General features: G+C 54.8%; 34 protein-coding genes. All 34 read left to right on the plus strand.

The features are described 5' to 3' along the window. Nucleotides 1-46 precede the first annotated feature (46 nt). Entirely contained in the window at nt 47-4,246 is a 4,200-nt protein-coding gene (rpoC, locus tag JFU11_RS21155) for a DNA-directed RNA polymerase subunit beta' (RefSeq protein ID WP_007896632.1), read from the plus strand. Nucleotides 4,247-4,462: 216 nt separating this feature from the next. Next, complete coding sequence (rpsL, locus tag JFU11_RS21160; RefSeq protein WP_002555494.1) at nt 4,463-4,834, plus strand: 30S ribosomal protein S12; 372 nt, start codon at nt 4,463-4,465, stop codon at nt 4,832-4,834. A 118-nt stretch (nt 4,835-4,952) separates the two neighbouring features. Further along, nucleotides 4,953-5,423, plus strand: a complete 471-nt coding sequence (gene rpsG / locus JFU11_RS21165) for a 30S ribosomal protein S7 (RefSeq protein WP_002555493.1) — start codon at nt 4,953-4,955, stop codon at nt 5,421-5,423. 30 nt (nt 5,424-5,453) lie between these two features. After that, complete coding sequence (gene fusA, locus JFU11_RS21170) at nt 5,454-7,559, plus strand: elongation factor G (protein ID WP_038981309.1); 2,106 nt, start codon at nt 5,454-5,456, stop codon at nt 7,557-7,559. Nucleotides 7,560-7,590: 31 nt separating this feature from the next. Beyond that, nucleotides 7,591-8,784, plus strand: a complete 1,194-nt coding sequence (tuf, locus tag JFU11_RS21175) for an elongation factor Tu (RefSeq protein ID WP_007896660.1) — start codon at nt 7,591-7,593, stop codon at nt 8,782-8,784. 157 nt (nt 8,785-8,941) lie between these two features. Then, on the plus strand, nt 8,942-9,253 hold the full coding sequence (rpsJ, locus tag JFU11_RS21180; RefSeq protein WP_003186070.1) for a 30S ribosomal protein S10: 312 nt from the start codon (nt 8,942-8,944) through the stop codon (nt 9,251-9,253). An 80-nt stretch (nt 9,254-9,333) separates the two neighbouring features. Beyond that, complete coding sequence (gene rplC / locus JFU11_RS21185) at nt 9,334-9,969, plus strand: 50S ribosomal protein L3 (protein ID WP_003186059.1); 636 nt, start codon at nt 9,334-9,336, stop codon at nt 9,967-9,969. 12 nt (nt 9,970-9,981) lie between these two features. After that, nucleotides 9,982-10,584 carry a 50S ribosomal protein L4 gene (gene rplD / locus JFU11_RS21190; protein ID WP_007896707.1) on the plus strand — a complete coding sequence of 201 codons (603 nt, stop codon included), beginning with the start codon at nt 9,982-9,984 and terminating at the stop codon, nt 10,582-10,584. Then, nucleotides 10,581-10,880, plus strand: coding sequence for a 50S ribosomal protein L23 (gene rplW / locus JFU11_RS21195; RefSeq protein ID WP_002555488.1), 300 nt, complete (start codon nt 10,581-10,583; stop codon nt 10,878-10,880). Before rplD ends, rplW begins: the two co-directional genes overlap by 4 nt. Nucleotides 10,881-10,894: 14 nt before the next feature. Continuing rightward, entirely contained in the window at nt 10,895-11,719 is an 825-nt protein-coding gene (rplB, locus tag JFU11_RS21200; protein WP_003176423.1) for a 50S ribosomal protein L2, read from the plus strand. A 16-nt stretch (nt 11,720-11,735) separates the two neighbouring features. Next, entirely contained in the window at nt 11,736-12,011 is a 276-nt protein-coding gene (gene rpsS / locus JFU11_RS21205) for a 30S ribosomal protein S19 (RefSeq protein WP_002555486.1), read from the plus strand. A 13-nt stretch (nt 12,012-12,024) separates the two neighbouring features. Next, nucleotides 12,025-12,357 (plus strand): 50S ribosomal protein L22, encoded by a 333-nt coding sequence (rplV, locus tag JFU11_RS21210; protein WP_003103908.1) that lies wholly within the window; start codon nt 12,025-12,027, stop codon nt 12,355-12,357. 13 nt (nt 12,358-12,370) lie between these two features. Beyond that, nucleotides 12,371-13,057, plus strand: coding sequence for a 30S ribosomal protein S3 (gene rpsC, locus JFU11_RS21215; protein ID WP_003176422.1), 687 nt, complete (start codon nt 12,371-12,373; stop codon nt 13,055-13,057). A gap of 12 nt (nt 13,058-13,069) precedes the next feature. Then, nucleotides 13,070-13,483, plus strand: coding sequence for a 50S ribosomal protein L16 (rplP, locus tag JFU11_RS21220; RefSeq protein ID WP_007896757.1), 414 nt, complete (start codon nt 13,070-13,072; stop codon nt 13,481-13,483). Further along, nucleotides 13,483-13,674, plus strand: a complete 192-nt coding sequence (gene rpmC, locus JFU11_RS21225; protein WP_002555481.1) for a 50S ribosomal protein L29 — start codon at nt 13,483-13,485, stop codon at nt 13,672-13,674. Before rplP ends, rpmC begins: the two co-directional genes overlap by 1 nt. Before the next feature lie 2 nt (nt 13,675-13,676). Beyond that, nucleotides 13,677-13,943: a 30S ribosomal protein S17 gene (gene rpsQ, locus JFU11_RS21230; RefSeq protein WP_003176419.1), complete on the plus strand. Its 267-nt coding sequence runs from the start codon at nt 13,677-13,679 to the stop codon at nt 13,941-13,943. A 23-nt stretch (nt 13,944-13,966) separates the two neighbouring features. After that, nucleotides 13,967-14,335: a 50S ribosomal protein L14 gene (rplN, locus tag JFU11_RS21235; protein ID WP_002555479.1), complete on the plus strand. Its 369-nt coding sequence runs from the start codon at nt 13,967-13,969 to the stop codon at nt 14,333-14,335. Nucleotides 14,336-14,346: 11 nt separating this feature from the next. Then, complete coding sequence (gene rplX, locus JFU11_RS21240) at nt 14,347-14,661, plus strand: 50S ribosomal protein L24 (RefSeq protein ID WP_003176416.1); 315 nt, start codon at nt 14,347-14,349, stop codon at nt 14,659-14,661. Nucleotides 14,662-14,681: 20 nt separating this feature from the next. Then, the gene (gene rplE / locus JFU11_RS21245) at nt 14,682-15,221 is read left to right on the plus strand and encodes a 50S ribosomal protein L5 (protein WP_003176415.1); all 540 of its coding nucleotides are present in this window, start codon (nt 14,682-14,684) and stop codon (nt 15,219-15,221) included. A 13-nt stretch (nt 15,222-15,234) separates the two neighbouring features. Beyond that, complete coding sequence (gene rpsN, locus JFU11_RS21250) at nt 15,235-15,540, plus strand: 30S ribosomal protein S14 (protein ID WP_003176414.1); 306 nt, start codon at nt 15,235-15,237, stop codon at nt 15,538-15,540. A gap of 209 nt (nt 15,541-15,749) precedes the next feature. Continuing rightward, nucleotides 15,750-16,142 (plus strand): 30S ribosomal protein S8, encoded by a 393-nt coding sequence (rpsH, locus tag JFU11_RS21255; RefSeq protein WP_003186040.1) that lies wholly within the window; start codon nt 15,750-15,752, stop codon nt 16,140-16,142. A 12-nt stretch (nt 16,143-16,154) separates the two neighbouring features. Further along, a complete protein-coding gene (gene rplF, locus JFU11_RS21260; RefSeq protein WP_123720593.1) occupies nt 16,155-16,688 on the plus strand; it encodes a 50S ribosomal protein L6 in 534 nt (177 codons plus the stop codon). Between the two features lie 10 nt (nt 16,689-16,698). Then, a complete protein-coding gene (gene rplR, locus JFU11_RS21265) occupies nt 16,699-17,049 on the plus strand; it encodes a 50S ribosomal protein L18 (RefSeq protein WP_003186037.1) in 351 nt (116 codons plus the stop codon). 3 nt (nt 17,050-17,052) lie between these two features. After that, nucleotides 17,053-17,553 carry a 30S ribosomal protein S5 gene (rpsE, locus tag JFU11_RS21270; RefSeq protein ID WP_003186035.1) on the plus strand — a complete coding sequence of 167 codons (501 nt, stop codon included), beginning with the start codon at nt 17,053-17,055 and terminating at the stop codon, nt 17,551-17,553. 2 nt (nt 17,554-17,555) lie between these two features. After that, complete coding sequence (gene rpmD, locus JFU11_RS21275) at nt 17,556-17,732, plus strand: 50S ribosomal protein L30 (RefSeq protein ID WP_003186033.1); 177 nt, start codon at nt 17,556-17,558, stop codon at nt 17,730-17,732. A 3-nt stretch (nt 17,733-17,735) separates the two neighbouring features. Next, entirely contained in the window at nt 17,736-18,173 is a 438-nt protein-coding gene (rplO, locus tag JFU11_RS21280; protein WP_007896782.1) for a 50S ribosomal protein L15, read from the plus strand. Next, complete coding sequence (gene secY / locus JFU11_RS21285; RefSeq protein WP_008073883.1) at nt 18,174-19,502, plus strand: preprotein translocase subunit SecY; 1,329 nt, start codon at nt 18,174-18,176, stop codon at nt 19,500-19,502. Between the two features lie 27 nt (nt 19,503-19,529). Continuing rightward, a complete protein-coding gene (gene rpmJ / locus JFU11_RS21290) occupies nt 19,530-19,646 on the plus strand; it encodes a 50S ribosomal protein L36 (RefSeq protein WP_002555468.1) in 117 nt (38 codons plus the stop codon). A gap of 130 nt (nt 19,647-19,776) precedes the next feature. After that, on the plus strand, nt 19,777-20,133 hold the full coding sequence (rpsM, locus tag JFU11_RS21295; protein ID WP_003186020.1) for a 30S ribosomal protein S13: 357 nt from the start codon (nt 19,777-19,779) through the stop codon (nt 20,131-20,133). A gap of 30 nt (nt 20,134-20,163) precedes the next feature. Next, complete coding sequence (rpsK, locus tag JFU11_RS21300) at nt 20,164-20,553, plus strand: 30S ribosomal protein S11 (protein WP_002555466.1); 390 nt, start codon at nt 20,164-20,166, stop codon at nt 20,551-20,553. 18 nt (nt 20,554-20,571) lie between these two features. After that, nucleotides 20,572-21,192 carry a 30S ribosomal protein S4 gene (gene rpsD / locus JFU11_RS21305; protein WP_003176404.1) on the plus strand — a complete coding sequence of 207 codons (621 nt, stop codon included), beginning with the start codon at nt 20,572-20,574 and terminating at the stop codon, nt 21,190-21,192. A 22-nt stretch (nt 21,193-21,214) separates the two neighbouring features. Beyond that, nucleotides 21,215-22,216, plus strand: a complete 1,002-nt coding sequence (rpoA, locus tag JFU11_RS21310) for a DNA-directed RNA polymerase subunit alpha (RefSeq protein ID WP_003186012.1) — start codon at nt 21,215-21,217, stop codon at nt 22,214-22,216. A 42-nt stretch (nt 22,217-22,258) separates the two neighbouring features. Beyond that, on the plus strand, nt 22,259-22,645 hold the full coding sequence (gene rplQ, locus JFU11_RS21315) for a 50S ribosomal protein L17 (protein WP_007896790.1): 387 nt from the start codon (nt 22,259-22,261) through the stop codon (nt 22,643-22,645). 239 nt (nt 22,646-22,884) lie between these two features. After that, entirely contained in the window at nt 22,885-24,333 is a 1,449-nt protein-coding gene (locus tag JFU11_RS21320; protein ID WP_201062027.1) for a catalase, read from the plus strand. Nucleotides 24,334-24,356 lie beyond the last annotated feature (23 nt).

Below are 24,356 nucleotides of genomic sequence, written 5' to 3' on the forward strand. Positions count from 1 at the left end.
AGCGGGGCAGGATTGCCCGCTCTCTGCTCCGCCAGGAGGAAAGGCCTTGAAAGACCTACTGAATTTGCTGAAAAACCAGGGTCAAGTCGAAGAGTTCGACGCCATCCGTATTGGATTGGCATCGCCTGAGATGATCCGTTCGTGGTCGTTCGGTGAAGTTAAAAAGCCGGAAACCATCAACTACCGTACGTTCAAACCTGAGCGTGACGGCCTGTTCTGCGCCAAGATCTTTGGCCCGGTAAAGGATTACGAGTGCCTGTGCGGTAAGTACAAGCGCTTGAAGCACCGTGGTGTGATCTGCGAGAAGTGCGGCGTTGAAGTCGCGCTGGCAAAAGTTCGTCGTGAGCGCATGGCGCACATCGAACTGGCCTCGCCAGTTGCCCACATCTGGTTCCTGAAATCGCTGCCGTCCCGTATCGGCTTGCTGATGGACATGACCCTGCGTGATATCGAACGCGTTCTCTACTTCGAGAGCTATGTCGTTATCGATCCAGGCATGACCACCCTTGAAAAGGGTCAGCTGCTCAACGACGAGCAGTACTTCGAAGCGCTGGAAGAGTTCGGCGACGATTTCGATGCCCGCATGGGTGCCGAAGCTGTCCGCGAACTGCTGCACGCTATCGACCTGGAACACGAGATTGGCCGCCTGCGTGAAGAAATTCCGCAAACCAACTCCGAAACCAAGATCAAGAAGCTGTCCAAGCGTCTGAAGTTGATGGAAGCCTTCCAGGGTTCCGGCAACCTGCCAGAGTGGATGGTGCTGACCGTTCTGCCGGTTCTGCCGCCAGATCTGCGTCCACTGGTCCCGCTGGACGGCGGTCGCTTCGCGACTTCCGACCTCAACGATCTGTATCGTCGAGTGATCAACCGTAACAACCGCTTGAAGCGTCTGCTCGATCTGTCCGCTCCGGACATCATCGTGCGCAACGAAAAGCGTATGTTGCAGGAAGCTGTCGATGCACTGCTCGACAACGGTCGTCGTGGTCGCGCTATCACCGGTTCCAACAAGCGTCCTCTGAAATCCCTGGCTGACATGATCAAGGGTAAGCAGGGTCGTTTCCGTCAGAACTTGCTCGGTAAGCGTGTTGACTACTCCGGTCGTTCGGTAATTACCGTTGGCCCGACCCTGCGTCTGCACCAGTGCGGTCTGCCGAAGAAGATGGCTCTCGAGCTGTTCAAGCCGTTCATTTTCGGCAAGCTGGAAATGCGTGGTCTTGCTACCACCATCAAAGCTGCCAAGAAGATGGTTGAGCGCGAGCTGCCAGAGGTTTGGGACGTTCTTGCTGAAGTGATTCGCGAACACCCGGTTCTCCTCAACCGTGCACCGACCCTTCACCGTCTGGGTATCCAGGCGTTTGAACCGGTACTGATCGAAGGTAAGGCTATCCAGCTGCACCCTCTGGTCTGTGCTGCGTACAACGCCGACTTCGACGGCGACCAAATGGCCGTGCACGTACCGCTGACACTGGAAGCTCAGTTGGAAGCGCGTGCGTTGATGATGTCGACCAACAACATTCTGTCGCCAGCCAACGGTGAGCCAATCATCGTTCCGTCGCAGGACGTTGTATTGGGTCTGTACTACATGACTCGTGAAGCGATCAACGCCAAGGGCGAAGGTCGTGTGTTCGCGGATCTGCAGGAAGTTGACCGTGTGTTCCGTGCCGGCGAAGCCGCACTGCACGCCAAGGTCAAAGTGCGGATCAACGAAACCGTCAACGATCGTGATGGTGGCAGCGTCAAGAACACCCGTATTGTCGACACCACTGTCGGCCGTGCGCTGTTGTTCCAGGTTGTTCCACCTGGCCTGTCGTACGACGTCGTCAACCAGCCGATGAAGAAAAAGGCGATCTCCAAGCTGATCAACCAGTGCTATCGCGTGGTTGGTTTGAAAGAGACCGTGATCTTCGCTGACCAGTTGATGTACACCGGTTTTGCATATTCGACCATCTCCGGCGTTTCCATCGGTGTTAACGACTTCGTTATCCCGGATGAAAAAGCCCGCATCATCGGTGCAGCCACCGACGAAGTGAAAGAGATCGAAAGTCAGTACGCCTCCGGCCTGGTAACCCAGGGCGAGAAGTACAACAAAGTGATCGACCTTTGGTCCAAGGCGAACGACGAAGTTTCCAAGGCGATGATGGCCAACCTCTCGAAAGAGAAAGTCATCGACCGTCATGGCGTCGAAGTCGACCAAGAGTCTTTCAACTCGATGTACATGATGGCCGACTCGGGCGCACGGGGTTCTGCTGCGCAGATCCGTCAGCTCGCCGGTATGCGTGGCCTGATGGCCAAACCGGACGGTTCCATCATCGAAACGCCGATTACTGCGAACTTCCGTGAAGGTTTGAGCGTACTTCAGTACTTCATCTCCACTCACGGTGCTCGTAAAGGTTTGGCGGATACCGCGTTGAAAACTGCGAACTCCGGTTACCTGACTCGTCGTCTGGTAGACGTGGCGCAGGATCTGGTTGTGACCGAGATCGATTGCGGCACCGAGCATGGCCTGGTAATGACTCCGCACATTGAAGGCGGTGACGTTGTTGAGCCGTTGGGTGAGCGCGTATTGGGTCGTGTCATTGCCCGTGACGTATTCAAGCCAGGTACCGAGGAAATCATCGTTCCTGCCGGCACTCTGGTAGACGAGAAGTGGGTCGAGTTCATCGAGCTGAACAGCATCGACGAAGTGATCGTGCGTTCGCCGATCAGCTGCGAAACCCGCTACGGCATTTGCGCCAAGTGCTACGGCCGTGACTTGGCTCGTGGTCACCAGGTGAACATCGGTGAAGCGGTCGGCGTTATCGCTGCCCAGTCCATCGGTGAGCCGGGTACCCAGCTGACCATGCGTACGTTCCACATCGGTGGTGCGGCAAGCCGGACCTCCGCAGCCGACAGCGTTCAGGTGAAGAATGGCGGTACCGTCCGTCTGCATAACCTGAAGCACGTTGAGCGAGTGGATGGTTGCCTGGTTGCTGTGTCCCGTTCCGGTGAGCTGGCGATCGCTGATGACTTCGGTCGTGAGCGCGAGCGTTACAAGCTGCCGTACGGTGCTGTGATTTCGGTTAAAGAAGGTGACAAGGTCGACGCTGGCGCAATCGTGGCCAAGTGGGATCCGCACACTCACCCAATCGTTACCGAAATGAAAGGTACCGTGACCTACGTGGGCATGGAAGAAGGCATCACGATCAAGCGTCAGACTGACGAATTGACCGGTATGACCAACATTGAAGTACTCGACGCCAAAGACCGTCCAGCTGCCGGTAAAGATATCCGTCCTGCTGTGAAGATGGTTGATGACAACGGCAAGGATCTCTTGCTGCCGGGTACCGACGTAATTGCTCAGTACTTCCTGCCTGCTAACGCCCTGGTTGGTGTAGCGGACGGTGCGAAAATCGCGATCGGTGATGTTATCGCTCGTATTCCGCAAGAGACTTCGAAGACCCGTGACATCACCGGTGGTCTGCCGCGCGTTGCCGACTTGTTCGAAGCCCGTCGTCCGAAAGAAGCCTCGATTCTGGCTGAAGTCAGCGGCACCATCGCGTTCGGTAAAGAGACCAAAGGCAAGCGCCGTCTGGTTATCACCCCGAACGACGGTAGCGATCCGTACGAAGAGCTGATTCCGAAGTGGCGTCACCTGAACGTCTTCGAAGGCGAACAGGTAAACCGCGGCGAAGTTATCTCCGACGGCCCGAGCGATCCACACGACATCCTGCGTCTGCTGGGTGTGAGTGCGCTGGCCAAGTACATCGTGAACGAGATCCAGGACGTTTACCGTCTGCAAGGCGTGAAGATCAACGATAAGCACATCGAGACCATCCTGCGTCAGATGCTGCGTAAAGTTGAAATCGCTGAATCCGGCGATTCCAGTTTCATCAAGGGCGACCAGATGGAATTGACTCACGTTCTGGTAGAGAACGAGCGTCTGGCTGGCGACGAGAAATTCGTTTCCAAGTTCACTCGCGTACTGCTGGGTATCACCAAGGCGTCGTTGTCCACCGAATCGTTCATCTCGGCGGCTTCCTTCCAGGAAACCACTCGCGTACTGACCGAAGCGGCGGTAACCGGCAAGCGCGATTACCTGCGCGGCCTGAAAGAAAACGTAGTCGTGGGTCGTTTGATCCCGGCGGGTACCGGTCTGGCTTACCACAGCGAGCGCAAGCGTCGCCGTGATGCTGACAAACCGTTGCGCGTAAGCGCCAGTGAAGTGGAAGCTGCACTGACCGAAGCGCTGAACTCAAGCGGTAACTGAGTTCTGCGATAAATGAGCGTAAGGCCCTGGCCGTTCCGTTCATCGAATCGAGACAATTTGTCGAGGTTGGATGAGCGGGGAGGTCGGGGCCTTGCCTTGACTGGGGGCAAGATCCTCTTTAGACTCTTGTACCCCTAAATTTGGCGGGAATTCGTTCCTGCCATTTTGCTTTTCTTGCAAGACAATAGCGTCGCAAGACAACAGTGGAGCTAGTAGATGGCAACTATCAACCAGCTGGTACGTCAGCCGCGTAAGCGTATCGTCGAGAAATCCGACGTGCCTGCGCTGCAGAACTGCCCGCAACGTCGTGGCGTATGCACCCGTGTGTATACCACCACGCCGAAAAAACCTAACTCGGCACTGCGTAAAGTATGCCGTGTGCGTCTGACCAACGGTTTCGAGGTTTCCTCGTACATCGGCGGTGAAGGCCACAACCTGCAAGAGCACAGCGTGGTACTGATCCGCGGCGGTCGTGTAAAAGACTTGCCAGGTGTTCGTTACCACACCGTACGCGGTTCTTTGGATACTTCCGGCGTTAAAGGTCGTAACCAGGGTCGTTCGAAGTACGGTACCAAGAAGCCTAAGTAGTAGTGGCTTTTTGTAAAAACTGATTTTCTATTTTTCTGAGTCGATAAGAGTAAGGTCGGAGGCGTCCCGAAAGGGCACCGATTCCGAGCGAACCTGAAGACCGTTTGAGGGCTTATCCATGCCAAGAAGACGCGTAGCAGCCAAGCGCGAAGTGCTTGACGATCCAAAATACGGCAGCCAGATCCTGGCCAAGTTCATGAACCACGTAATGGAAAGCGGCAAGAAAGCCGTTGCCGAGCGTATCGTTTATGGCGCGCTGGAAAAGGTTAAAGAACGCAAGAACAGCGATCCCCTGGAAATCTTCGAGAAAGCTCTCGACGCCATCGCTCCGCTGGTCGAAGTAAAGTCGCGCCGTGTAGGCGGTGCTACTTACCAGGTTCCGGTCGAAGTTCGTCCGTCCCGTCGTAACGCTCTGGCAATGCGCTGGTTGGTAGACTTCGCCCGTAAGCGCGGCGAGAAGTCTATGGCTCTGCGTTTGGCTGGCGAACTGTTGGACGCTGCCGAAGGCAAAGGTGCTGCAGTTAAGAAGCGTGAAGACGTGCACCGTATGGCTGAAGCCAACAAGGCTTTCTCGCACTACCGCTTCTAATTTTAGCGTCACTAATTTTGCGAGGGCTTTATGGCTCGTACTACACCGATTAACCGCTACCGTAACATTGGTATCGTTGCTCACGTGGATGCTGGTAAAACCACCACCACCGAGCGCGTCCTTTTTTACACTGGCAAAAGTCACAAAATGGGCGAGGTGCATGACGGCGCCGCGACCACAGACTGGATGGTGCAGGAGCAGGAGCGTGGTATTACCATTACTTCTGCTGCTATTACCGCCTTCTGGCAGGGTTCCGAGAAGCAGCACAAGGACCAATACCGCTTCAACGTCATCGACACCCCGGGCCACGTTGACTTCACTATTGAAGTTGAGCGTTCCCTGCGTGTTCTCGACGGCGCGGTCGTTGTGTTCTGCGGCACCTCGGGTGTTGAGCCTCAGTCGGAAACCGTATGGCGTCAAGCCAACAAGTACGGCGTTCCACGTCTTGTTTACGTAAACAAGATGGACCGTGCTGGTGCCAACTTCCTGCGCGTGATCGGTCAGATCAAGCAGCGTCTGGGTCACACTCCGGTGCCAATCCAGTTGGCCATCGGTTCCGAAGACAACTTCCAGGGTCAGATCGATCTGATGGCCATGGAAGCTGTTTACTGGAATGACTCTGACAAAGGCATGGTTCCAGTTCGTAAGCCTATCCCTGCTGAACTGCAGGAACTGGCTGACGAGTGGCGCGGCAACATGGTTGAGGCTGCGGCCGAAGCCAGCGAAGAGCTGATGAACAAGTACCTCGAAGGTGAAGAACTCACCAACGCGGAAATCAAGGCCGCTCTGCGTCAGCGTACTATCGCTGGTGAGATCGTTCTGGCTGTTTGCGGTTCTTCCTTCAAGAACAAGGGTGTTCCCCTGGTTCTCGACGCTGTTATCGACTACCTGCCTGCTCCTACCGACATTCCTGCCATCAAGGGTACTGACCCGGATGACGAGACCAAGGAAATGGAGCGTCACGCAGACGACAGCGAGCCGTTCTCGGCTCTGGCGTTCAAGATCGCTACCGACCCATTCGTGGGTACCTTGACCTTCGTTCGAGTTTACTCGGGCGTGTTGGCCTCCGGCGACGGCGTGATCAACTCGGTTAAGGGCAAGAAAGAGCGCGTGGGTCGTATGGTGCAAATGCACGCAAACGCCCGTGAAGAAATCAAGGAAGTACGCGCTGGTGACATCGCGGCCTTGATCGGCATGAAGGACGTCACCACTGGTGAAACTTTGTGCAACGCTGACAAGCCAATCATCCTGGTTCGCATGGACTTCCCGGAGCCGGTTATTTCGGTTGCTGTAGAGCCTAAGACCAAGGACGACCAGGAAAAAATGGGTATCGCTCTGGGCAAACTTGCTCAGGAAGATCCATCTTTCCGCGTCAAGACTGATGAAGAGACTGGTCAAACGATCATCTCCGGCATGGGCGAGTTGCACCTGGACATCCTGGTTGACCGGATGCGCCGTGAGTTCAACGTCGAAGCCAACATCGGTAAACCTCAGGTTTCCTATCGTGAGCGCATCACGAAGAACTGTGAAATCGAAGGTAAGTTCGTTCGTCAATCCGGCGGTCGTGGCCAGTTTGGTCACTGCTGGATTCGTTTTGCGCCGGCTGATGAAGGTCAGGAAGGTCTGCAATTCGTGAACGAAGTAGTGGGTGGTGTGGTTCCTAAGGAATACATCCCGGCTATCCAGAAGGGTATCGAAGAGCAGATGAAGAACGGCGTTGTTGCCGGCTATCCGCTGATCGGCCTGAAGGCTACCGTGTTTGATGGTTCCTACCACGACGTCGACTCCAACGAGATGGCGTTTAAAGTGGCTGCTTCCATGGCAACCAAGCAACTGGCCCAGAAGGGCGGTGGTGAGTTGCTTGAGCCGATCATGGCGGTAGAGGTTGTTACGCCTGAAGACTATATGGGTGACGTGATGGGCGACCTTAACCGTCGTCGCGGCATGATCCTGGGTATGGAAGACACGGTCTCCGGCAAAGTGATTCGCGCCGAAGTTCCGCTGGGTGAGATGTTCGGTTATGCGACCGACGTCCGTTCCATGTCCCAAGGTCGCGCAAGCTACTCTATGGAATTCAAAAAATACAATACAGCTCCGTCGCATATCGTCGAAACTGTTACCAAAAAACAAGGCTGATTCAGCCCCTTTAGGCTAGGAGTTAATTGTCGTGGCTAAAGAAAAATTTGACCGTACCCTCCCGCACGTCAACGTTGGCACCATCGGTCACGTCGACCACGGTAAAACCACGCTGACCGCTGCTCTGACTCGCGTCTGCTCCGAAGTTTTCGGTTCGGCCGTTGTTGCTTTCGACAAAATCGACAGCGCTCCGGAAGAAAAGGCTCGTGGTATCACCATCAACACCGCGCACGTTGAATACAACTCGCTGATCCGTCACTACGCTCACGTTGACTGCCCAGGTCACGCTGACTATGTGAAGAACATGATCACCGGTGCTGCTCAGATGGACGGCGCTATCCTGGTTTGCTCGGCCGCTGATGGTCCGATGCCACAAACCCGTGAGCACATCCTGCTGTCCCGTCAGGTTGGCGTTCCGTACATCGTTGTCTTCCTGAACAAGGCTGACATGGTTGACGACGCTGAGCTGCTGGAACTGGTTGAGATGGAAGTGCGCGATCTGCTGAGCACTTACGACTTCCCAGGTGACGACACTCCGATCATCATCGGTTCGGCTCTGATGGCTCTGAACGGCCAAGACGACAACGAAATGGGCACCACTGCCGTTCGTAAACTGGTTGAGACTCTGGACAGCTACATTCCAGATCCAGTCCGTGTTATCGACAAGCCGTTCCTGATGCCAATCGAAGACGTATTCTCGATCTCCGGTCGCGGTACTGTTGTAACTGGCCGTATCGAGCGCGGTATCGTCAAGGTTCAGGATCCACTGGAAATCGTTGGTCTGCGTGACACTACCGTCACCACCTGCACCGGTGTTGAAATGTTCCGTAAGCTGCTCGACGAAGGTCGTGCTGGCGAGAACTGCGGCGTTTTGCTGCGTGGTACCAAGCGTGACGACGTTGAGCGTGGCCAGGTTCTGGTTAAGCCAGGTTCGGTTAAGCCGCACACCAAGTTCGAAGCTGAAGTCTACGTTCTGAGCAAAGAAGAAGGCGGTCGTCACACTCCGTTCTTCAAAGGCTACCGTCCACAGTTCTACTTCCGTACTACTGACGTGACTGGTAACTGCGAACTGCCGGAAGGCGTTGAAATGGTAATGCCAGGCGACAACATCAAAATGGTTGTCACCCTGATCAAGACCATCGCAATGGAAGACGGTCTGCGTTTCGCTATCCGTGAAGGCGGTCGTACCGTCGGCGCTGGCGTCGTAGCCAAAATCATCGAGTAAGCTCTTTTTTGAGTAAGCTTCGATGAGTTGAAAAAGCCCCCGCTTAGCGGGGGCTTTTTTATTGGGTTGACACCTATATGGGGCGTCTATAGAATTGCGCCTCCTTTTAACGGGCGTATTGCGCTCGGTGGGAATAGCAGCCGGAGTCTGAAATCCAATGCAAAATCAGCAAATCCGTATCAGGTTGAAGGCTTTTGACCATCGCCTGATCGACCAATCCACCCAGGAAATCGTGGAAACCGCGAAACGTACTGGTGCTCAAGTGCGTGGTCCAATTCCACTGCCTACCCGTAAAGAGCGGTTCACCGTTCTGGTCTCCCCGCACGTCAACAAAGACGCGCGTGACCAGTACGAGATCCGTACTCATAAGCGCGTTCTGGACATCGTCCAGCCAACGGATAAAACCGTTGATGCACTTATGAAGCTTGATCTTGCGGCCGGTGTGGAAGTGCAGATCAGCCTCGGCTAAGACTCGGTCTTAGTCGTGTAACGCTCTGAAATGGGCGGCCATAGCGGGTGAAAGCCCCGTACACTCATGAGGTTTACAACATGACTATTGGTGTAGTCGGTCGTAAATGCGGTATGACCCGTATTTTCACCGAAGAAGGTGTCTCCATTCCGGTCACGGTCATTGAGATCGAGCCGAATCGCGTCACCCAGTTCAAAACTGAAGAGACCGATGGCTATCGTGCAGTGCAAGTCACTGTAGGCGAGCGTCGTGCTTCGCGTGTTACAGCTGCTCAGGCTGGCCACTTCGCTAAAGCGAACGTTGCCGCTGGTCGTACCGTAATGGAATTCCGCCTTGAAGAAGGCGAGTACCAGGCCGGCGATCTGATCAACGCTGAAATCTTCGCTGCTGGTCAACTGGTTGATGTAACCGGTCAGTCCAAAGGTAAAGGCTTCCAGGGTACGATCAAGCGTTGGAACTTCCGCGGGCAAGATAATACCCACGGTAACTCCGTGTCCCACCGCGTTCCAGGCTCTATCGGCCAGTGCCAGACTCCTGGTCGTGTATTCAAGGGCAAAAAAATGTCCGGTCATATGGGCGCTGAGCGCGTGACCGTGCAGTCCCTCGAAGTAGTGCGCGTGGACGCTGAACGCAATCTGTTGTTGGTCAAGGGTGCTGTTCCTGGCGCTACTGGCGGCAACTTGGTTGTACGTCCAGCAGCCAAGGCTCGCGGTTAAGGGGAAGCTGACATGCAATTAAATGTAAATGACGCTCAAGCGATCGAAGTTTCCGAACTGACATTTGGCGGCGAATTCAACGAGACGCTGGTTCACCAAGCAGTCGTGGCCTACATGGCCGGCGGCCGTCAAGGTAGCAAGCAGCAAAAGACCCGTTCCGACGTTCGTGGTGGCGGTAAGCGCCCATGGCGTCAGAAAGGTACTGGCCGTGCTCGTGCCGGTACTATCCGTAGCCCAATCTGGCGTGGCGGCGGTACCACTTTCGCAGCTCGTCCTCAGGATCACACCCAGAAGCTGAACAAGAAGATGTATCGCGCAGCAATGCGTTCCATCCTTGCTGAGCTGGTGCGTACTGATCGTCTGGTTGTGGTTCAGGACTTCGCTGTTGATGCACCGAAGACCAAAGATCTGCTGAACAAACTGACCGGCATGGGCCTGACTGACGTCTTGATCGTGTCTGAAGTGGTTGATCAGAACCTGTACCTGGCTGCTCGCAACCTGCCACACGTTGATGTACGTGACGTGCAAGGTTCCGATCCAGTTAGTCTGATCGCATACGACAAGGTGTTGATCACCGTGTCGGCCGTGAAGAAATTCGAGGAGCTGCTGGGATGAACCAGGAACGCGTATTTAAAGTTCTGCTTGGCCCGCACGTTTCCGAGAAGGCTACGGTTCTGGCTGACAAGAAAGGCCAGTTCGTTTTCAAGGTTGCGACTGACGCAACCAAGCTGGAAATCAAGAAGGCCGTCGAAAGCCTGTTCAGCGTGAAAGTAGAGCGTGTTACTACCCTGAATGTTCTGGGTAAGAGCAAGCGCACTGCTCGCGGTCTGGGCAAGCGTAATGACTGGAAGAAGGCAGTTATCTCCCTTCAGCCAGGCCAAGATCTCGATTTCAGCAGCAGTGCTGAGTAAGGAAGGGGTGCATCATGGCAATCGTTAAATGCAAACCGACTTCCCCTGGCCGCCGTTTTGTGGTCAAGGTGGTCAACCAGGAGCTGCATAAAGGCGCTCCTCACGCACCGCTGCTCGAGAAAAAATCGAAGACTGGTGGTCGTAACAACAATGGTCGTATTACCACTCGTCACATCGGTGGTGGCCATAAGCAGCATTATCGTCTGGTCGATTTCCGTCGCAACGACAAAGATGGCATCTCTGCCACTGTCGAGCGTATTGAATACGATCCAAACCGTACTGCTCACATCGCTCTGCTGCTGTACGCAGATGGCGAGCGTCGCTACATCATCGCCCCTAAAGGCGTGAGTGCTGGTGACCAGCTGATCGCAGGTGCTTTGGCGCCGATCAAGCCGGGCAACGCTCTGCAACTGCGTAACATTCCAGTTGGTAGCACCGTACACGGCATCGAATTGAAGCCAGGTAAAGGCGCGCAAATCGCTCGTTCCGCTGGTGCTTCGGCTCAGCTGATCGCTCGTGAAGGTGTCTACGTGACCCTGCGTCTGCGTTCTGGTGAGATGCGTAAAGTGCTGGCTGAATGCCGCGCGACCCTGGGTGAAGTCTCGAACTCCGAGCACAGCCTGCGTTCGCTGGGTAAAGCTGGTGCCAAACGCTGGCGTGGCGTTCGCCCAACCGTTCGTGGTGTTGCCATGAACCCGGTTGACCACCCACATGGTGGTGGTGAAGGTCGTACCTCTGGTGGTCGTCATCCGGTATCGCCATGGGGCTTCCCGACTAAGGGCGCGAAGACTCGTGGTAATAAGCGTACCGACAAAATGATCGTCCGTCGTCGCAAGTAAATAGAGGGATACGACAGTGCCACGTTCTCTGAAAAAAGGTCCTTTTATTGATCTTCACCTACTGAAGAAGATCGAAGTGGCGGCGGAAAAGAACGATCGCAAACCAGTTAAAACCTGGTCGCGTCGTTCGATGATCCTGCCACAAATGGTCGGTCTGACCATTGCAGTGCATAACGGTCGTCAACATGTTCCAGTTCTCGTGAACGAAGACATGGTCGGCCACAAACTGGGCGAGTTTGCCGGTACCCGCACATATCGTGGGCACGTGGCAGACAAGAAAGCCAAGCGTTAAGGGGTAAGGAACGATGGAAGTAGCCGCTAAGTTGTCGGGCGCTCGAATCTCCGCCCAGAAAGCCCGCTTGGTCGCCGACCAGATCCGCGGGAAGAAGGTGGGCGAAGCGCTCAACCTGTTGGCTTTCAGCAGTAAGAAAGCCGCCGAGATCATGAAGAAAGTGCTGGAGTCGGCCGTAGCCAACGCCGAGCATAACGAAGGCGCAGACGTTGATGACCTGAAGGTCAGCACCGTTTTCGTCAACGAAGGGCGTTCGCTGAAGCGAATCATGCCACGTGCCAAAGGCCGTGCTGATCGCATCGTCAAGCGGTCTTGCCATATCACTGTCAAGGTTGCTGACAAGTAACGGAGTCGAAGAGATGGGTCAGAAAGTACATCCCATTGGCATTCGCCTGGGAATCGTCAAGGAGCACACCTCCGTCTGGTACGCAGACGGTCGGACTTATGCGGACTATTTGTTCGCTGATCTGAAGGTGCGTGAGTATCTCCAAGACAAACTAAAAAGCGCGTCCGTAAGCCGTATCGATATCCATCGTCCGGCTCAGACTGCACGTATCACCATCCACACCGCTCGTCCAGGTATCGTTATCGGGAAGAAAGGTGAAGATGTTGAGAAACTGCGTCAGGACCTGACCAAGCAAATGGGTGTGCCTGTGCACATCAATATCGAAGAGATCCGCAAGCCGGAGCTCGACGGTATGCTGGTTGCGCAGAGCGTAGCTCAGCAGCTGGAGCGTCGCGTAATGTTCCGTCGCGCTATGAAGCGCGCTGTTCAGAACGCCATGCGCATTGGTGCCAAAGGCATCAAAATCCAAGTGAGCGGTCGTCTCGGCGGTGCTGAAATCGCACGTACTGAATGGTATCGCGAAGGTCGTGTGCCACTGCACACCCTGCGTGCCGACATCGACTATGCCAACTACGAAGCTCACACCACTTACGGTGTGATCGGTGTAAAGGTTTGGATCTTCAAAGGCGAAGTAATTGGTGGTCGCCAAGAAGAACTGAAACCACAAGCACCAGCGCCTCGTAAAAAAGCTGCTAAGTAAGGGGTACGCCAAATGTTGCAACCAAAGCGTACGAAGTTCCGCAAGCAGATGACAGGCCACAACCGTGGTCTGGCTCAGCGCGGTAGCAAAGTCAGCTTCGGCGAGTTCGCGCTGAAGTCTGTAGCTCGTGGTCGTCTCACCGCTCGTCAGATCGAGTCAGCGCGTCGTGCTCTGACCCGTCACGTTAAACGTGGCGGCAAGATCTGGATCCGTGTATTCCCGGACAAGCCTATTTCCAAAAAACCACTCGAAGTTCGGATGGGTAAAGGTAAGGGTAGTGTGGAGTACTGGGTTGCCCAGATTCAGCCAGGCAAAGTCCTGTATGAAATCGAGGGTGTTTCTGAAGAGCTGGCGCGTGAGGCTTTTGCCCTGGCTGCTGCAAAGCTGCCGCTCGCCACCGCCTTTGTTAAACGGACGGTGATGTGATGAAAGCGAATGAACTTCGTGAAAAATCCGCACAGCAGCTGAACGAGCAACTGCTCGGCTTGCTGCGCGACCAGTTCAATCTGCGTATGCAGAAAGCAACTGGCCAGTTGGGGCAGTCTCATCTGCTCTCGCAAGTTAAGCGTGACATCGCTCGCGTGAAGACTGTGCTCAACCAGCAGGCAGGTAAGTAATCATGGCTGAAGCCGAAAAAACTGTCCGTACGCTGACTGGCCGTGTTGTCAGCGACAAGATGGACAAAACCATCACCGTTCTGATCGAGCGTCGCGTTAAGCACCCGATCTACGGTAAATACGTTAAGCGTTCGACTAAGCTGCACGCGCACGACGAAACCAATCAGTGCCACATCGGCGACAAAGTCACTATTCGTGAAACTCGTCCTTTGGCCAAGACCAAGTCTTGGGCGCTGGTTGATGTTCTCGAACGCGCTGTGGAAGTCTAAGGACTAGGGGTCGGAGAAATTATATGATTCAGACTCAATCCATGCTCGATGTGGCCGATAACAGCGGCGCTCGCCGTGTTATGTGCATCAAGGTGCTGGGTGGCTCCCATCGTCGTTACGCTGGTATCGGTGACATCATCAAAGTTACCGTGAAGGAAGCAATTCCTCGCGGTAAAGTGAAAAAAGGCCAAGTGATGACTGCTGTAGTAGTCCGCACTCGCCACGGCGTTCGCCGTGCTGATGGCTCCATTATCCGCTTTGATGGCAACGCTGCTGTTCTTCTGAACAACAAGCAAGAGCCGATCGGCACCCGTATCTTTGGGCCAGTGACCCGTGAACTTCGTACTGAGAAGTTCATGAAGATCGTCTCGCTCGCCCCAGAAGTGCTGTAAGGAGATCCGACATGCAAAAGATTCGTCGTGACGACGAGATCATCGTGATCGCCGGCAAAGACAAAGGTAAGCGCGGTAAGGTGCTTAAGGTTCTCGCTAACAACCGTTTGGTTATTGGCGGTCTGAACCTGGTTAAGCGTCATACCAAGCCTAACCCGATGTCGGGCGTGCAGGGCGGTATCGTCGAAAAAGAAGCTCCGCTGGATGCTTCTAACGTCGCCATTTTCAACGGCGAAACCAACAAGGCTGACCGCGTTGGTTTTAAAGTAGAAGACGGCAAGAAAATTCGTGTCTTCAAGTCGACCCAAAAAGCGGTTGATGCTTGAACACTGCTAGGTAGAAGACCATGGCACGACTAAAAGAGATTTACTGGAAGGAAATCGCACCGAAGCTTAAGGAAGAACTTAAGCTTTCGAACGTGATGGAAGTTCCACGCGTTACCAAAATCACCCTGAACATGGGTCTGGGCGAAGCGGTCGGTGACAAAAAAGTCATCGAGCACGCTGTTGCCGACCTGGAAAAGATCACCGGTCAGAAAGTCGTTGTGACTTACGCTCGGAAATCCATCGCTGGCTTTAAAGTCCGTGAAGGTTGGCCGATCGGCGTCAAAGTGACTCTGCGCCGTGAGCGTATGTATGAATTCCTGGATCGTCTGCTGTCGATCTCCCTGCCTCGGGTTCGCGACTTCCGCGGCCTGAATGCCAAGTCCTTCGATGGTCGTGGTAACTACAGCATGGGCGTTAAAGAGCAGATCATCTTCCCGGAAATCGACTACGACAAGATCGATGCTCTCCGCGGTCTGGACATTACCCTGACCACCACTGCCAAGAACGATGATGAAGGTCGCGCTCTGCTGCGCGCTTTCAAATTCCCGTTCCGCAACTGATTGGAGTAGGAAAATGGCCAAGATGAGCATGAAAAACCGCGAGCTGAAGCGTCAGCTCACGGTTGCCAAGTACGCCAAAAAGCGTGCAGCACTGAAAGCTATCATCGTTGATCTGAACGCAAGTCCAGAAGCGCGTTGGGAAGCTACAGTAGCTCTGCAGAAGCAGCCACGTGACGCAAGCGCTTCGCGCATGCGTAACCGCTGCCGCCTGACCGGTCGTCCACACGGCGTTTACCGCAAGTTCGGCCTCGGCCGTAACAAACTGCGTGAAGCTGCTATGCGTGGTGACGTACCTGGTCTGGTTAAAGCCAGCTGGTAAGCACTATCAAAGTCTCGGTGCTCGGGGTCGCAAGATCCTGACCATCGGTGACCTTGAACTTGAATCAAGCCCCTATTGGGGCTTGATTCATTTGTGGGGTGTGTCTAGAATACCCGGCTCGCCTGAGCCCGTGCTTTTTTTGCATGGATGTCCTCGGCGACAAGTAGTAGCCGCAAGGCTAATTTTTTTGTATTAGGAGCGTCTAGCCCATGAGTATGCAGGACCCGTTAGCGGACATGCTAACTCGAATCCGTAATGCCCAGATGGCTGAAAAGTCCGTCGTAAGCATGCCATCTTCTACTTTGAAGGTAGCTGTTGCCAAAGTCCTGAAGGACGAAGGTTACATTGCGGGTTATCAGATCAGCAGCGAAATCAAACCACTGCTGTCCATCGAGCTGAAGTACTTCGAAGGCCGTCCGGTCATCGAAGAAGTGAAGCGCGTTAGCCGTCCAGGCCTGCGTCAGTACAAGTCCGTCGATGATCTGCCAAAAGTTCGTGGCGGTCTCGGTGTGTCTATCGTCTCCACCAACAAAGGTGTGATGACGGATCGTGCTGCGCGCGCTGCCGGTGTCGGCGGCGAAGTTCTTTGCACTGTGTTCTAAGGGGGGATAAGCATGTCACGCGTCGCTAAGAACCCCGTTAAGCTGCCAGCCGGTGTCGAAGTCAAATTCGCAGGCCAACAGCTTTCGGTGAAGGGTGCCAAGGGTACTCTCGAACTGAACATCCATTCGTCCGTTGAGATTGTTGAAGAAGCTGGTGAGCTGCGTTTTGCTGCTCGCAATGGCGATCAACAGACTCGCGCAATGGCTGGTACCACTCGTGCGTTGGTTAACAACATGGTCCAAGGCGTAAGCCAAGGCTTCGAGCGCAAGCTCCAGCTGGTCGGTGTTGGTTACAAAGCGCAAGCAAAAGGCACAGTGCTGAACCTGGCTCTTGGCTTCTCGCACCCAGTGGATTATGAACTGCCGCAAGGCATCACCGCTGAGACTCCTAGCCAGACCGATATCCTGATCAAGGGCATCGATAAGCAGCTGGTAGGTCAAGTGGCCGCCGAGATCCGCGACTTCCGTCCACCAGAGCCGTACAAAGGCAAAGGTGTGCGCTACGCGGACGAAGTCGTCCGTCGTAAAGAAGCCAAGAAGAAGTAGGGCATAGCAAATGACCGACAAAAAAGTTACTCGACTGCGTCGCGCTCGCAAAGCACGCCTGAAAATGCACGAACTCGAAGTCGTGCGTCTCTGCGTGTTCCGCTCGTCGCAGCACATCTACGCCCAGGTCATTTCGGCCGACGGCAACAAAGTCCTGGCAAGTGCCTCGACTTTGGATAAAGAACTGCGTGATGGGGCCACTGGCAACATCGACGCGGCCACTAAGGTTGGCCAGCTGGTCGCTACGCGTGCTAAAGCCGCTGGCGTCTCGCAGGTGGCTTTCGACCGCTCTGGCTTCAAGTACCACGGCCGCGTCAAGGCGCTGGCTGATGCTGCTCGTGAAGCTGGGCTGGAGTTCTAAGTTATGTCAAATAACGACCAAAAGCGCGACGAAGGCTACATCGAGAAGCTGGTTCAAGTTAACCGCGTAGCCAAAACCGTTAAAGGCGGCCGTATCTTCACTTTCACCGCGTTGACCGTGGTTGGTGATGGTAAAGGGCGTGTTGGCTTCGGCCGTGGCAAGTCGCGTGAAGTGCCTGCTGCGATCCAGAAGGCAATGGAAGCTGCTCGCCGCAACATGATCCAAGTTGATCTGAACGGCACCACTCTGCAGTACGCAATGAAGTCCGCCCATGGCGCTTCGAAGGTGTACATGCAGCCTGCTTCTGAAGGTACCGGTATCATCGCTGGCGGCGCTATGCGTGCTGTCCTCGAAGTTGCTGGCGTTCAGAACGTTCTGGCCAAGTGCTACGGCTCGACTAACCCGGTAAACGTGGTTCACGCCACTTTCAAAGGTTTGAAAGCTATGCAGTCTCCTGAATCCATTGCCGCCAAGCGTGGCAAAAGCGTCAAGGAGATCTTCTGATCATGGCTACCGTTAAAGTTACGCTGATCAAAAGCATGACCGGCCGCATCCCTAACCACAAACTGTGCGTTAAGGGTCTGGGTCTGCGTCGCATCGGTCACACTGTAGAAGTACTTGATACTCCCGAGAATCGCGGGATGATCAACAAGGCTTACTACATGCTGCGTGTCGAGGGTTAATCGATGAAACTCAATGATCTGAGTCCAGCGCCGGGTTCCCGTCGCGAAAAGCATCGTCCGGGCCGTGGTATCGGTAGTGGTTTGGGCAAGACCGGTGGCCGTGGCCACAAAGGTCAGTCCTCCCGCTCCGGTGGCACCATTGCTCCAGGCTTTGAAGGCGGTCAACAGCCGCTGCATCGTCGCCTGCCGAAGTTCGGTTTCGTTTCCCTGAAAGCCATGGATCGCGCAGAAGTGCGTTTGTCCGAGCTGGCTAAAGTGGAAGGCGACATCGTCACCGTGCAGTCCCTGAAAGATGCCAACGTGATCAACGTCAACGTACAGCGTGTGAAAATCATGCTGTCCGGCGAAGTTACTCGCGCTGTTACCATCGGAAAGGGAATCGGCGCCACCAAAGGTGCGCGTGCGGCTATCGAAGCAGCTGGCGGCAAGTTCGAGGAATAAATGGCTAAGCAAGGTGCTCTCTCTGCGCTCGGCAAAGGCGGTATGTCTGAACTCTGGGCTCGTCTGCGTTTTCTATTCTTGGCGATTATCGTCTACCGAATAGGCGCACACATCCCGGTTCCAGGTATCAACCCGGACCGACTCGCGGACCTGTTTCGACAGAATGAGGGGACCATTCTTAGCTTGTTCAACATGTTTTCCGGCGGCGCGCTGGAACGGATGAGCATCTTTGCACTGGGGATCATGCCGTACATTTCGGCATCGATCATCATGCAGCTGATGACCGCCGTCAGCCCGCAGCTGGAACAGTTGAAGAAGGAAGGTGAAGCTGGGCGTCGCAAGATCGCTCAGTACACCCGCTACGGCACTGTCGTCCTCGCTCTCGTTCAGGCAATTGGCATGTCCATTGGTCTGGCGGGGCAGGGCGTTTCGTTCACTGGTGACTTTGGCTTCCATTTCGTCGCGGTATCCACTTTTGTGGCTGGTGCGATGTTCATGATGTGGCTGGGTGAGCAGATTACTGAGCGTGGTGTTGGCAACGGTATCTCGATGTTGATATTCGCAGGTATCGTCGCCGGTCTTCCGAGAGCGATCGGGCAGTCTTTCGAGTCTGCGCGTCAGGGTGATATCAACATTTTTGCCTTGGTTGCCATCGGTTTGCTGGCAGTAGCGATTATCGGTTTCGTGGTGTTCATTGAGCGTGGTCAGCGTCGTATTGCTGTTCATTACGCCAAGCGTCAGCAGGGCCGTAAGGTCTTTGCTGCGCAGACTAGCCACTTGCCGTTGAAGGTGAATATGGCCGGTGTTATTCCAGCCATTTTCGCGAGCAGCATTTTGCTGTTCCCGGCTTCGTTGGGTACCTGGTTTGGTCAGTCTGAAGGTATGGGCTGGCTGCAGGACATCTCGCAGTCGATCGCTCCTGGTCAGCCGTTGAATATTCTGCTGTTTAGTGCAGGGATTATTTTCTTCTGCTTCTTCTATACGGCGTTGATGTTCAATCCGAAAGACGTAGCGGAAAACCTGAAGAAGTCCGGTGCCTTTATTCCGGGCATCCGTCCAGGTGAGCAGTCTGCGCGCTACATTGATGGCGTTCTGACTCGTTTGACCCTGTTCGGTGCTCTATATATGACGGCCGTGTGCCTGTTGCCCCAGTTCCTGGTGGTTGCAGCAAACGTTCCGTTCTACCTTGGCGGGACCTCGTTGCTGATCGTGGTCGTGGTTGTGATGGACTTCATGTCTCAAGTACAATCGCACCTCGTTTCGCACCAGTACGAATCCCTGATGAAGAAAGCCAACCTGAAGGGTTACGGCAGCGGCATGTTGCGCTGAGTACCCATAAGGTTCGAGGAGTTGGTGATGAAAGTTCGTGCATCGGTGAAAAAGCTGTGCCGTAACTGCAAGATTATTCGCCGCGAAGGTGTTGTTCGAGTAATTTGCAGCGCGGAACCGCGTCACAAACAGCGCCAAGGCTGAGTGTGATTGTGCTTCAAGCCCGGCAGCTAGTGCGCTGCCGGGTTGATTATTTGTTATTACAGCGATATTATCTCGCGCCCTATTTCTTGGCTTCCGGGGCGTAGGTAGCTGTCAATTGGAGTCCCACTGAATGGCCCGTATTGCAGGCGTTAACATTCCAGATAACAAGCATACTGTTATCTCGCTGACCTACATCTATGGTGTTGGTCGCACTACTGCACAGAAAATTTGTGCAGTGACTGGGGTAAACCCAGCCGCAAAGATCAAAGATCTGAGCGACGAGCAGATTGAACAGCTGCGTGGCGAAGTGGCGAAGTTCACCACTGAAGGTGACCTGCGTCGCGAAATCAACATGAAAATCAAGCGTTTGATGGACCTCGGTTGCTATCGCGGTCTGCGTCATCGTCGTGGTCTTCCAGTGCGCGGTCAGCGTACCAAGACTAACGCGCGTACCCGTAAAGGTCCGCGTAAGCCGATCCGCAAGTAATCGCCCCAGCGAATCGACAGGAAATTAATCATGGCTAAACCTGCTGCTCGTCCTCGTAAAAAAGTTAAAAAGACAGTGGTTGATGGCATCGCCCACATCCATGCTTCTTTTAACAACACAATCGTGACCATCACCGACCGTCAAGGCAACGCTCTTTCCTGGGCTACCTCCGGTGGTTCGGGTTTCCGCGGTTCCCGCAAGTCCACCCCGTTTGCTGCTCAAGTAGCTGCTGAACGTGCTGGTCAAGCTGCGCTGGAATACGGCCTGAAAAACCTCGACGTTAACGTCAAAGGTCCAGGCCCAGGTCGTGAATCTGCAGTCCGCGCTTTGAACGGCTGTGGCTACAAGATCGCCAGCATCACCGACGTGACGCCAATCCCGCACAACGGGTGCCGTCCGCCGAAGAAGCGCCGCGTGTAATCCAGGAGATTGTAAAGAATGGCTCGTTACATTGGTCCAAAATGCAAACTCGCTCGTCGCGAAGGCACCGATCTCTTTCTGAAGAGCGGCGTGCGCGCGATCGAATCGAAGTGCAACATCGAAGCAGCACCTGGTATCCACGGCCAACGCCGCGGTCGCCAGTCCGATTACGGCACCCAACTGCGTGAAAAGCAGAAGGTCCGTCGTATCTACGGCGTTCTCGAGCGTCAATTCAGCGGCTACTACAAAGAAGCTGCTGGCAAGAAAGGCGCAACTGGCGAAAACCTGTTGCAGCTGCTCGAATGCCGTCTGGACAACGTTGTATACCGTATGGGTTTTGGCTCTACTCGTGCCGAATCCCGTCAGCTGGTATCGCACAAGTCGATCAGCGTTAACGGTCAGACCGTAAACGTTCCGTCTTACCAGGTTCGTGCTGGTGACGTGGTCGCAGTTCGCGAGAAAGCAAAGAACCAACTTCGCATTGTCCAAGCTCTCGATCTGTGTGCCCAACGTGGCCGCGTAGAATGGGTAGAAGTAGACACTGAGAAGAAGTCGGGCGTTTTCAAGAACGTTCCAGCTCGCAGTGATCTGTCCGCCGACATCAACGAAAGCCTGATTGTCGAGCTCTACTCCAAGTAAGGGCTAGAAAATAGGTGCATCCATGCAGATTTCGGTAAATGAGTTCCTGACACCCCGCCATATTGATGTGCAGGTTGTCAGTCCAACCCGCGCCAAGATCACTCTCGAGCCTCTCGAGCGTGGTTTCGGCCACACCCTGGGCAACGCGCTGCGCCGCATCCTGTTGTCCTCAATGCCCGGCTGTGCAGTAGTCGAGGCCGAGATTGACGGTGTGCTCCACGAGTACAGCGCCATCGAAGGTGTACAGGAAGACGTAATTGAAATCCTGTTGAACCTTAAAGGTCTGGCTATCAAGCTGCACGGTCGAGACGAAGTTACGCTGACCTTGTCGAAGAAGGGTTCGGGGGTGGTTACCGCTGCCGATATTCAGCTGGATCATGATGTCGAGATCGTTAACCCCGATCACGTAATCGCTAACCTGGCGTCTAACGGCGCCCTGAACATGAAGCTCACCGTAGCTCGTGGTCGTGGTTATGAACCGGCAGACTCGCGTCAGAGCGATGAAGACGAAAGCCGCAGCATCGGTCGCTTGCAGCTTGACTCTTCGTTCAGCCCGGTTCGCCGTATCGCATACGTGGTGGAAAACGCCCGTGTCGAACAGCGTACTAACCTGGACAAGCTGGTTATTGATCTGGAAACCAACGGTACCCTGGATCCTGAAGAGGCTATCCGCCGTGCTGCAACCATTCTGCAACAGCAGTTGGCTGCGTTCGTCGATCTCAAAGGTGACAGTGAGCCAGTGGTTGTCGAGCAGGAAGACGAGATCGATCCGATCCTGCTTCGCCCGGTTGACGATCTGGAACTGACTGTACGTTCGGCTAACTGCCTTAAGGCGGAAAACATCTACTACATCGGTGACCTGATTCAGCGTACCGAAGTAGAGCTGTTGAAGACTCCGAACCTTGGCAAGAAATCCTTGACTGAAATCAAGGACGTTCTGGCCTCCCGCGGTCTGTCCCTCGGCATGCGCCTCGACAACTGGCCGCCTGCAAGTCTTAAGAAGGACGACAAGGCGACTGCCTGATCGTCGTAATCACCGAACGTTGTGTTTGGTAAGGAATGAACCATGCGTCATCGTAAAAGTGGTCGTCACCTGAGCCGCACCAGCTCGCACCGCAAGGCCATGTTTCAAAACATGGCGGTGTCGCTGTTCGAGCACGAGCTGATCAAAACTACACTGCCAAAAGCCAAAGAACTGCGCCGCGTTGCTGAGCCGCTGATCACTTTGGCCAAGACAGACAGCCTGGCTAACCGCCGTCTGGCTTTCGACCGTACTCGTTCGAAAGCTATCGTTGGTAAGCTCTTCAACGACCTGGGCAAGCGTTACGCTACCCGTGAGGGTGGCTACCTGCGCATCCTCAAGTGCGGCTTCCGCACTGGCGACAACGCGCCTATGGCGTACGTCGAGTTGGTTGATCGTCCTGTCGGCGGTGAAGCTGTATCCGCTGAGTAAGACGTCAGTCTGAAACAAAGAACCGGGCCTAGTGCCCGGTTTTTTGTGCGTGTAAGAAACGCGCTGTTTGTACAAGCTTCCTTGCGGTTCACGCCGTCAGTATATGAGGGGGATTGTTGGTAGTATTTTTCTATTGATGTCTGCAAATTAATGAATTTGTAGGTGTCATGATTGATGGTCAATACTCCCTCCCACGCCGATTAGCCGGCAGTTACAAAACTGACAGAGGATGAGATCGCATGAGCCAAAACAGCACGCTTACGACCGCCAGTGGCGCTCCTGTCGCCGACAACCAGAATTCCCGCTCCGCCGGCCCTCGTGGCCCTTTGCTGCTCGACGATTTCCATCTGATCGAGAAGCTTGCTCATTTCAACCGTGAAAACATCCCTGAGCGTCGTGTGCACGCCAAAGGTTCGGGTGCCTACGGTACGTTCACCGTGACTCGCGACATCACTCAGTACACCAGTGCCAAGCTGTTTGAGTCCGTCGGCAAACAAACCCCGACATTCTTGCGGTTCTCTACTGTGGGCGGCGAACGCGGTTCGGCCGACACCGAGCGTGATCCACGCGGTTTTGCCCTGAAGTTCTACACAGAGGAAGGCAACTGGGACATCGTCGGTAACAACACGCCGGTGTTCTTCATCCGTGATCCGCTGAAATTCCCTGACTTTATTCATACCCAGAAGCGCCTGCCGCAAAGCAACTTGAAAAGCGCGCAGATGATGTGGGATTTCTGGTCGCACTCGCCTGAGGCGTTGCACCAGGTCACCATTCTGTTCTCGGACCGCGGCATCCCTGACGGCTATCGCCACATGCACGGCTTTGGTAGCCACACCTACAGCCTGATCAACGCCAATGGCGAGCGTCACTGGGTGAAGTGGCACTACAAAACCAAGCAAGGGATCAGGAACCTCGCTCCGGCAGAAGCCGCGCGCCTGGCGGGTACCGATCCGGACTACGCGCAACGTGACCTGTTTGGCGCCATTGAGCGCGGTGATTTCCCGAAATGGAGCGTCAATATCCAGATCATGACCGAGGCCCAAGCCGCGGCTCATTACGAGAACCCGTTTGACGTGACCAAGACCTGGTCGCAGAAAGAGTTCCCATTGATCGAGGTGGGTGAGCTTGAACTCAACCGCAATCCGCTGAACTACTTCGCTGAAGTCGAGCAGGCGGCGTTCGGTCCGAGCAACATGGTCCCGGGTGTCGGTCTGTCGCCTGACCGCATGCTGCAAGGTCGCGTGTTCGCCTACGCTGACGCTCACCGCTACCGTGTGGGCACCAATCACCAGCAACTGCCGGTGAACGCGCCTCGCAGCCCGGTCAACACTTACCAGCGCGACGGCTCCATGGCGTTTGGCGCCAATGGCGGCGCAGCGCCGAACTACGAGCCGAACAGTTACGTAGAATCACCGAAACAGGCACCGCGCTACGCGGAACCTGCTTTGGCCTTGAGCGGCGCGGCTGATCGTTACGATCATCGCGAAGACACCGACTACTACAGTCACGCCGGTGCGCTGTTCCGACTGATGAGTGATGAGCAGAAAAAACTGCTGATCAACAACATTGCCGGCGCAATGGCAGGAGTTTCCAGCGATGTGGTTGATCGCCAGTTGCAGCATTTCTTCAAGGCCGACCCATCGTATGGAGAAGCAATCGCAAATGCACTCAACGTACAGCTTAACTAAGTCTAAACGATAAGCAGAACCGC

Source organism: Pseudomonas sp. TH37, from assembly GCF_016650735.1.
Taxonomy (GTDB): domain Bacteria; phylum Pseudomonadota; class Gammaproteobacteria; order Pseudomonadales; family Pseudomonadaceae; genus Aquipseudomonas; species Aquipseudomonas farris.

Excerpts from the sequence above, each read along its gene's own strand:
- rplB (WP_003176423.1), top strand. The coding sequence starts at position 10,895 with ATGGCAATCGTTAAATGCAAACCGACTTCCCCTGGCCGCCGTTTTGTG.
- rplO (WP_007896782.1), top strand. The coding sequence starts at position 17,736 with ATGAAACTCAATGATCTGAGTCCAGCGCCGGGTTCCCGTCGCGAAAAG.
- rpsD (WP_003176404.1), top strand. The coding sequence starts at position 20,572 with ATGGCTCGTTACATTGGTCCAAAATGCAAACTCGCTCGTCGCGAAGGC.
- rplN (WP_002555479.1), top strand. The coding sequence starts at position 13,967 with ATGATTCAGACTCAATCCATGCTCGATGTGGCCGATAACAGCGGCGCT.
- rplR (WP_003186037.1), top strand. The coding sequence starts at position 16,699 with ATGACCGACAAAAAAGTTACTCGACTGCGTCGCGCTCGCAAAGCACGC.
- rplD (WP_007896707.1), top strand. The coding sequence starts at position 9,982 with ATGCAATTAAATGTAAATGACGCTCAAGCGATCGAAGTTTCCGAACTG.
- rplQ (WP_007896790.1), top strand. The coding sequence starts at position 22,259 with ATGCGTCATCGTAAAAGTGGTCGTCACCTGAGCCGCACCAGCTCGCAC.
- rpsG (WP_002555493.1), top strand. The coding sequence starts at position 4,953 with ATGCCAAGAAGACGCGTAGCAGCCAAGCGCGAAGTGCTTGACGATCCA.
- rpsJ (WP_003186070.1), top strand. The coding sequence starts at position 8,942 with ATGCAAAATCAGCAAATCCGTATCAGGTTGAAGGCTTTTGACCATCGC.
- fusA (WP_038981309.1), top strand. The coding sequence starts at position 5,454 with ATGGCTCGTACTACACCGATTAACCGCTACCGTAACATTGGTATCGTT.
- rplV (WP_003103908.1), top strand. The coding sequence starts at position 12,025 with ATGGAAGTAGCCGCTAAGTTGTCGGGCGCTCGAATCTCCGCCCAGAAA.
- rplC (WP_003186059.1), top strand. The coding sequence starts at position 9,334 with ATGACTATTGGTGTAGTCGGTCGTAAATGCGGTATGACCCGTATTTTC.
- JFU11_RS21320 (WP_201062027.1), top strand. The coding sequence starts at position 22,885 with ATGAGCCAAAACAGCACGCTTACGACCGCCAGTGGCGCTCCTGTCGCC.
- secY (WP_008073883.1), top strand. The coding sequence starts at position 18,174 with ATGGCTAAGCAAGGTGCTCTCTCTGCGCTCGGCAAAGGCGGTATGTCT.
- rpmJ (WP_002555468.1), top strand. The coding sequence starts at position 19,530 with ATGAAAGTTCGTGCATCGGTGAAAAAGCTGTGCCGTAACTGCAAGATT.
- rplE (WP_003176415.1), top strand. The coding sequence starts at position 14,682 with ATGGCACGACTAAAAGAGATTTACTGGAAGGAAATCGCACCGAAGCTT.
- rplF (WP_123720593.1), top strand. The coding sequence starts at position 16,155 with ATGTCACGCGTCGCTAAGAACCCCGTTAAGCTGCCAGCCGGTGTCGAA.
- rpoA (WP_003186012.1), top strand. The coding sequence starts at position 21,215 with ATGCAGATTTCGGTAAATGAGTTCCTGACACCCCGCCATATTGATGTG.
- rpsK (WP_002555466.1), top strand. The coding sequence starts at position 20,164 with ATGGCTAAACCTGCTGCTCGTCCTCGTAAAAAAGTTAAAAAGACAGTG.
- rpsQ (WP_003176419.1), top strand. The coding sequence starts at position 13,677 with ATGGCTGAAGCCGAAAAAACTGTCCGTACGCTGACTGGCCGTGTTGTC.
- rpsC (WP_003176422.1), top strand. The coding sequence starts at position 12,371 with ATGGGTCAGAAAGTACATCCCATTGGCATTCGCCTGGGAATCGTCAAG.
- rpsM (WP_003186020.1), top strand. The coding sequence starts at position 19,777 with ATGGCCCGTATTGCAGGCGTTAACATTCCAGATAACAAGCATACTGTT.
- rplP (WP_007896757.1), top strand. The coding sequence starts at position 13,070 with ATGTTGCAACCAAAGCGTACGAAGTTCCGCAAGCAGATGACAGGCCAC.
- rpsN (WP_003176414.1), top strand. The coding sequence starts at position 15,235 with ATGGCCAAGATGAGCATGAAAAACCGCGAGCTGAAGCGTCAGCTCACG.
- rpsL (WP_002555494.1), top strand. The coding sequence starts at position 4,463 with ATGGCAACTATCAACCAGCTGGTACGTCAGCCGCGTAAGCGTATCGTC.
- rpmC (WP_002555481.1), top strand. The coding sequence starts at position 13,483 with ATGAAAGCGAATGAACTTCGTGAAAAATCCGCACAGCAGCTGAACGAG.
- rplX (WP_003176416.1), top strand. The coding sequence starts at position 14,347 with ATGCAAAAGATTCGTCGTGACGACGAGATCATCGTGATCGCCGGCAAA.
- rpsE (WP_003186035.1), top strand. The coding sequence starts at position 17,053 with ATGTCAAATAACGACCAAAAGCGCGACGAAGGCTACATCGAGAAGCTG.
- rpmD (WP_003186033.1), top strand. The coding sequence starts at position 17,556 with ATGGCTACCGTTAAAGTTACGCTGATCAAAAGCATGACCGGCCGCATC.
- rpsH (WP_003186040.1), top strand. The coding sequence starts at position 15,750 with ATGAGTATGCAGGACCCGTTAGCGGACATGCTAACTCGAATCCGTAAT.
- rplW (WP_002555488.1), top strand. The coding sequence starts at position 10,581 with ATGAACCAGGAACGCGTATTTAAAGTTCTGCTTGGCCCGCACGTTTCC.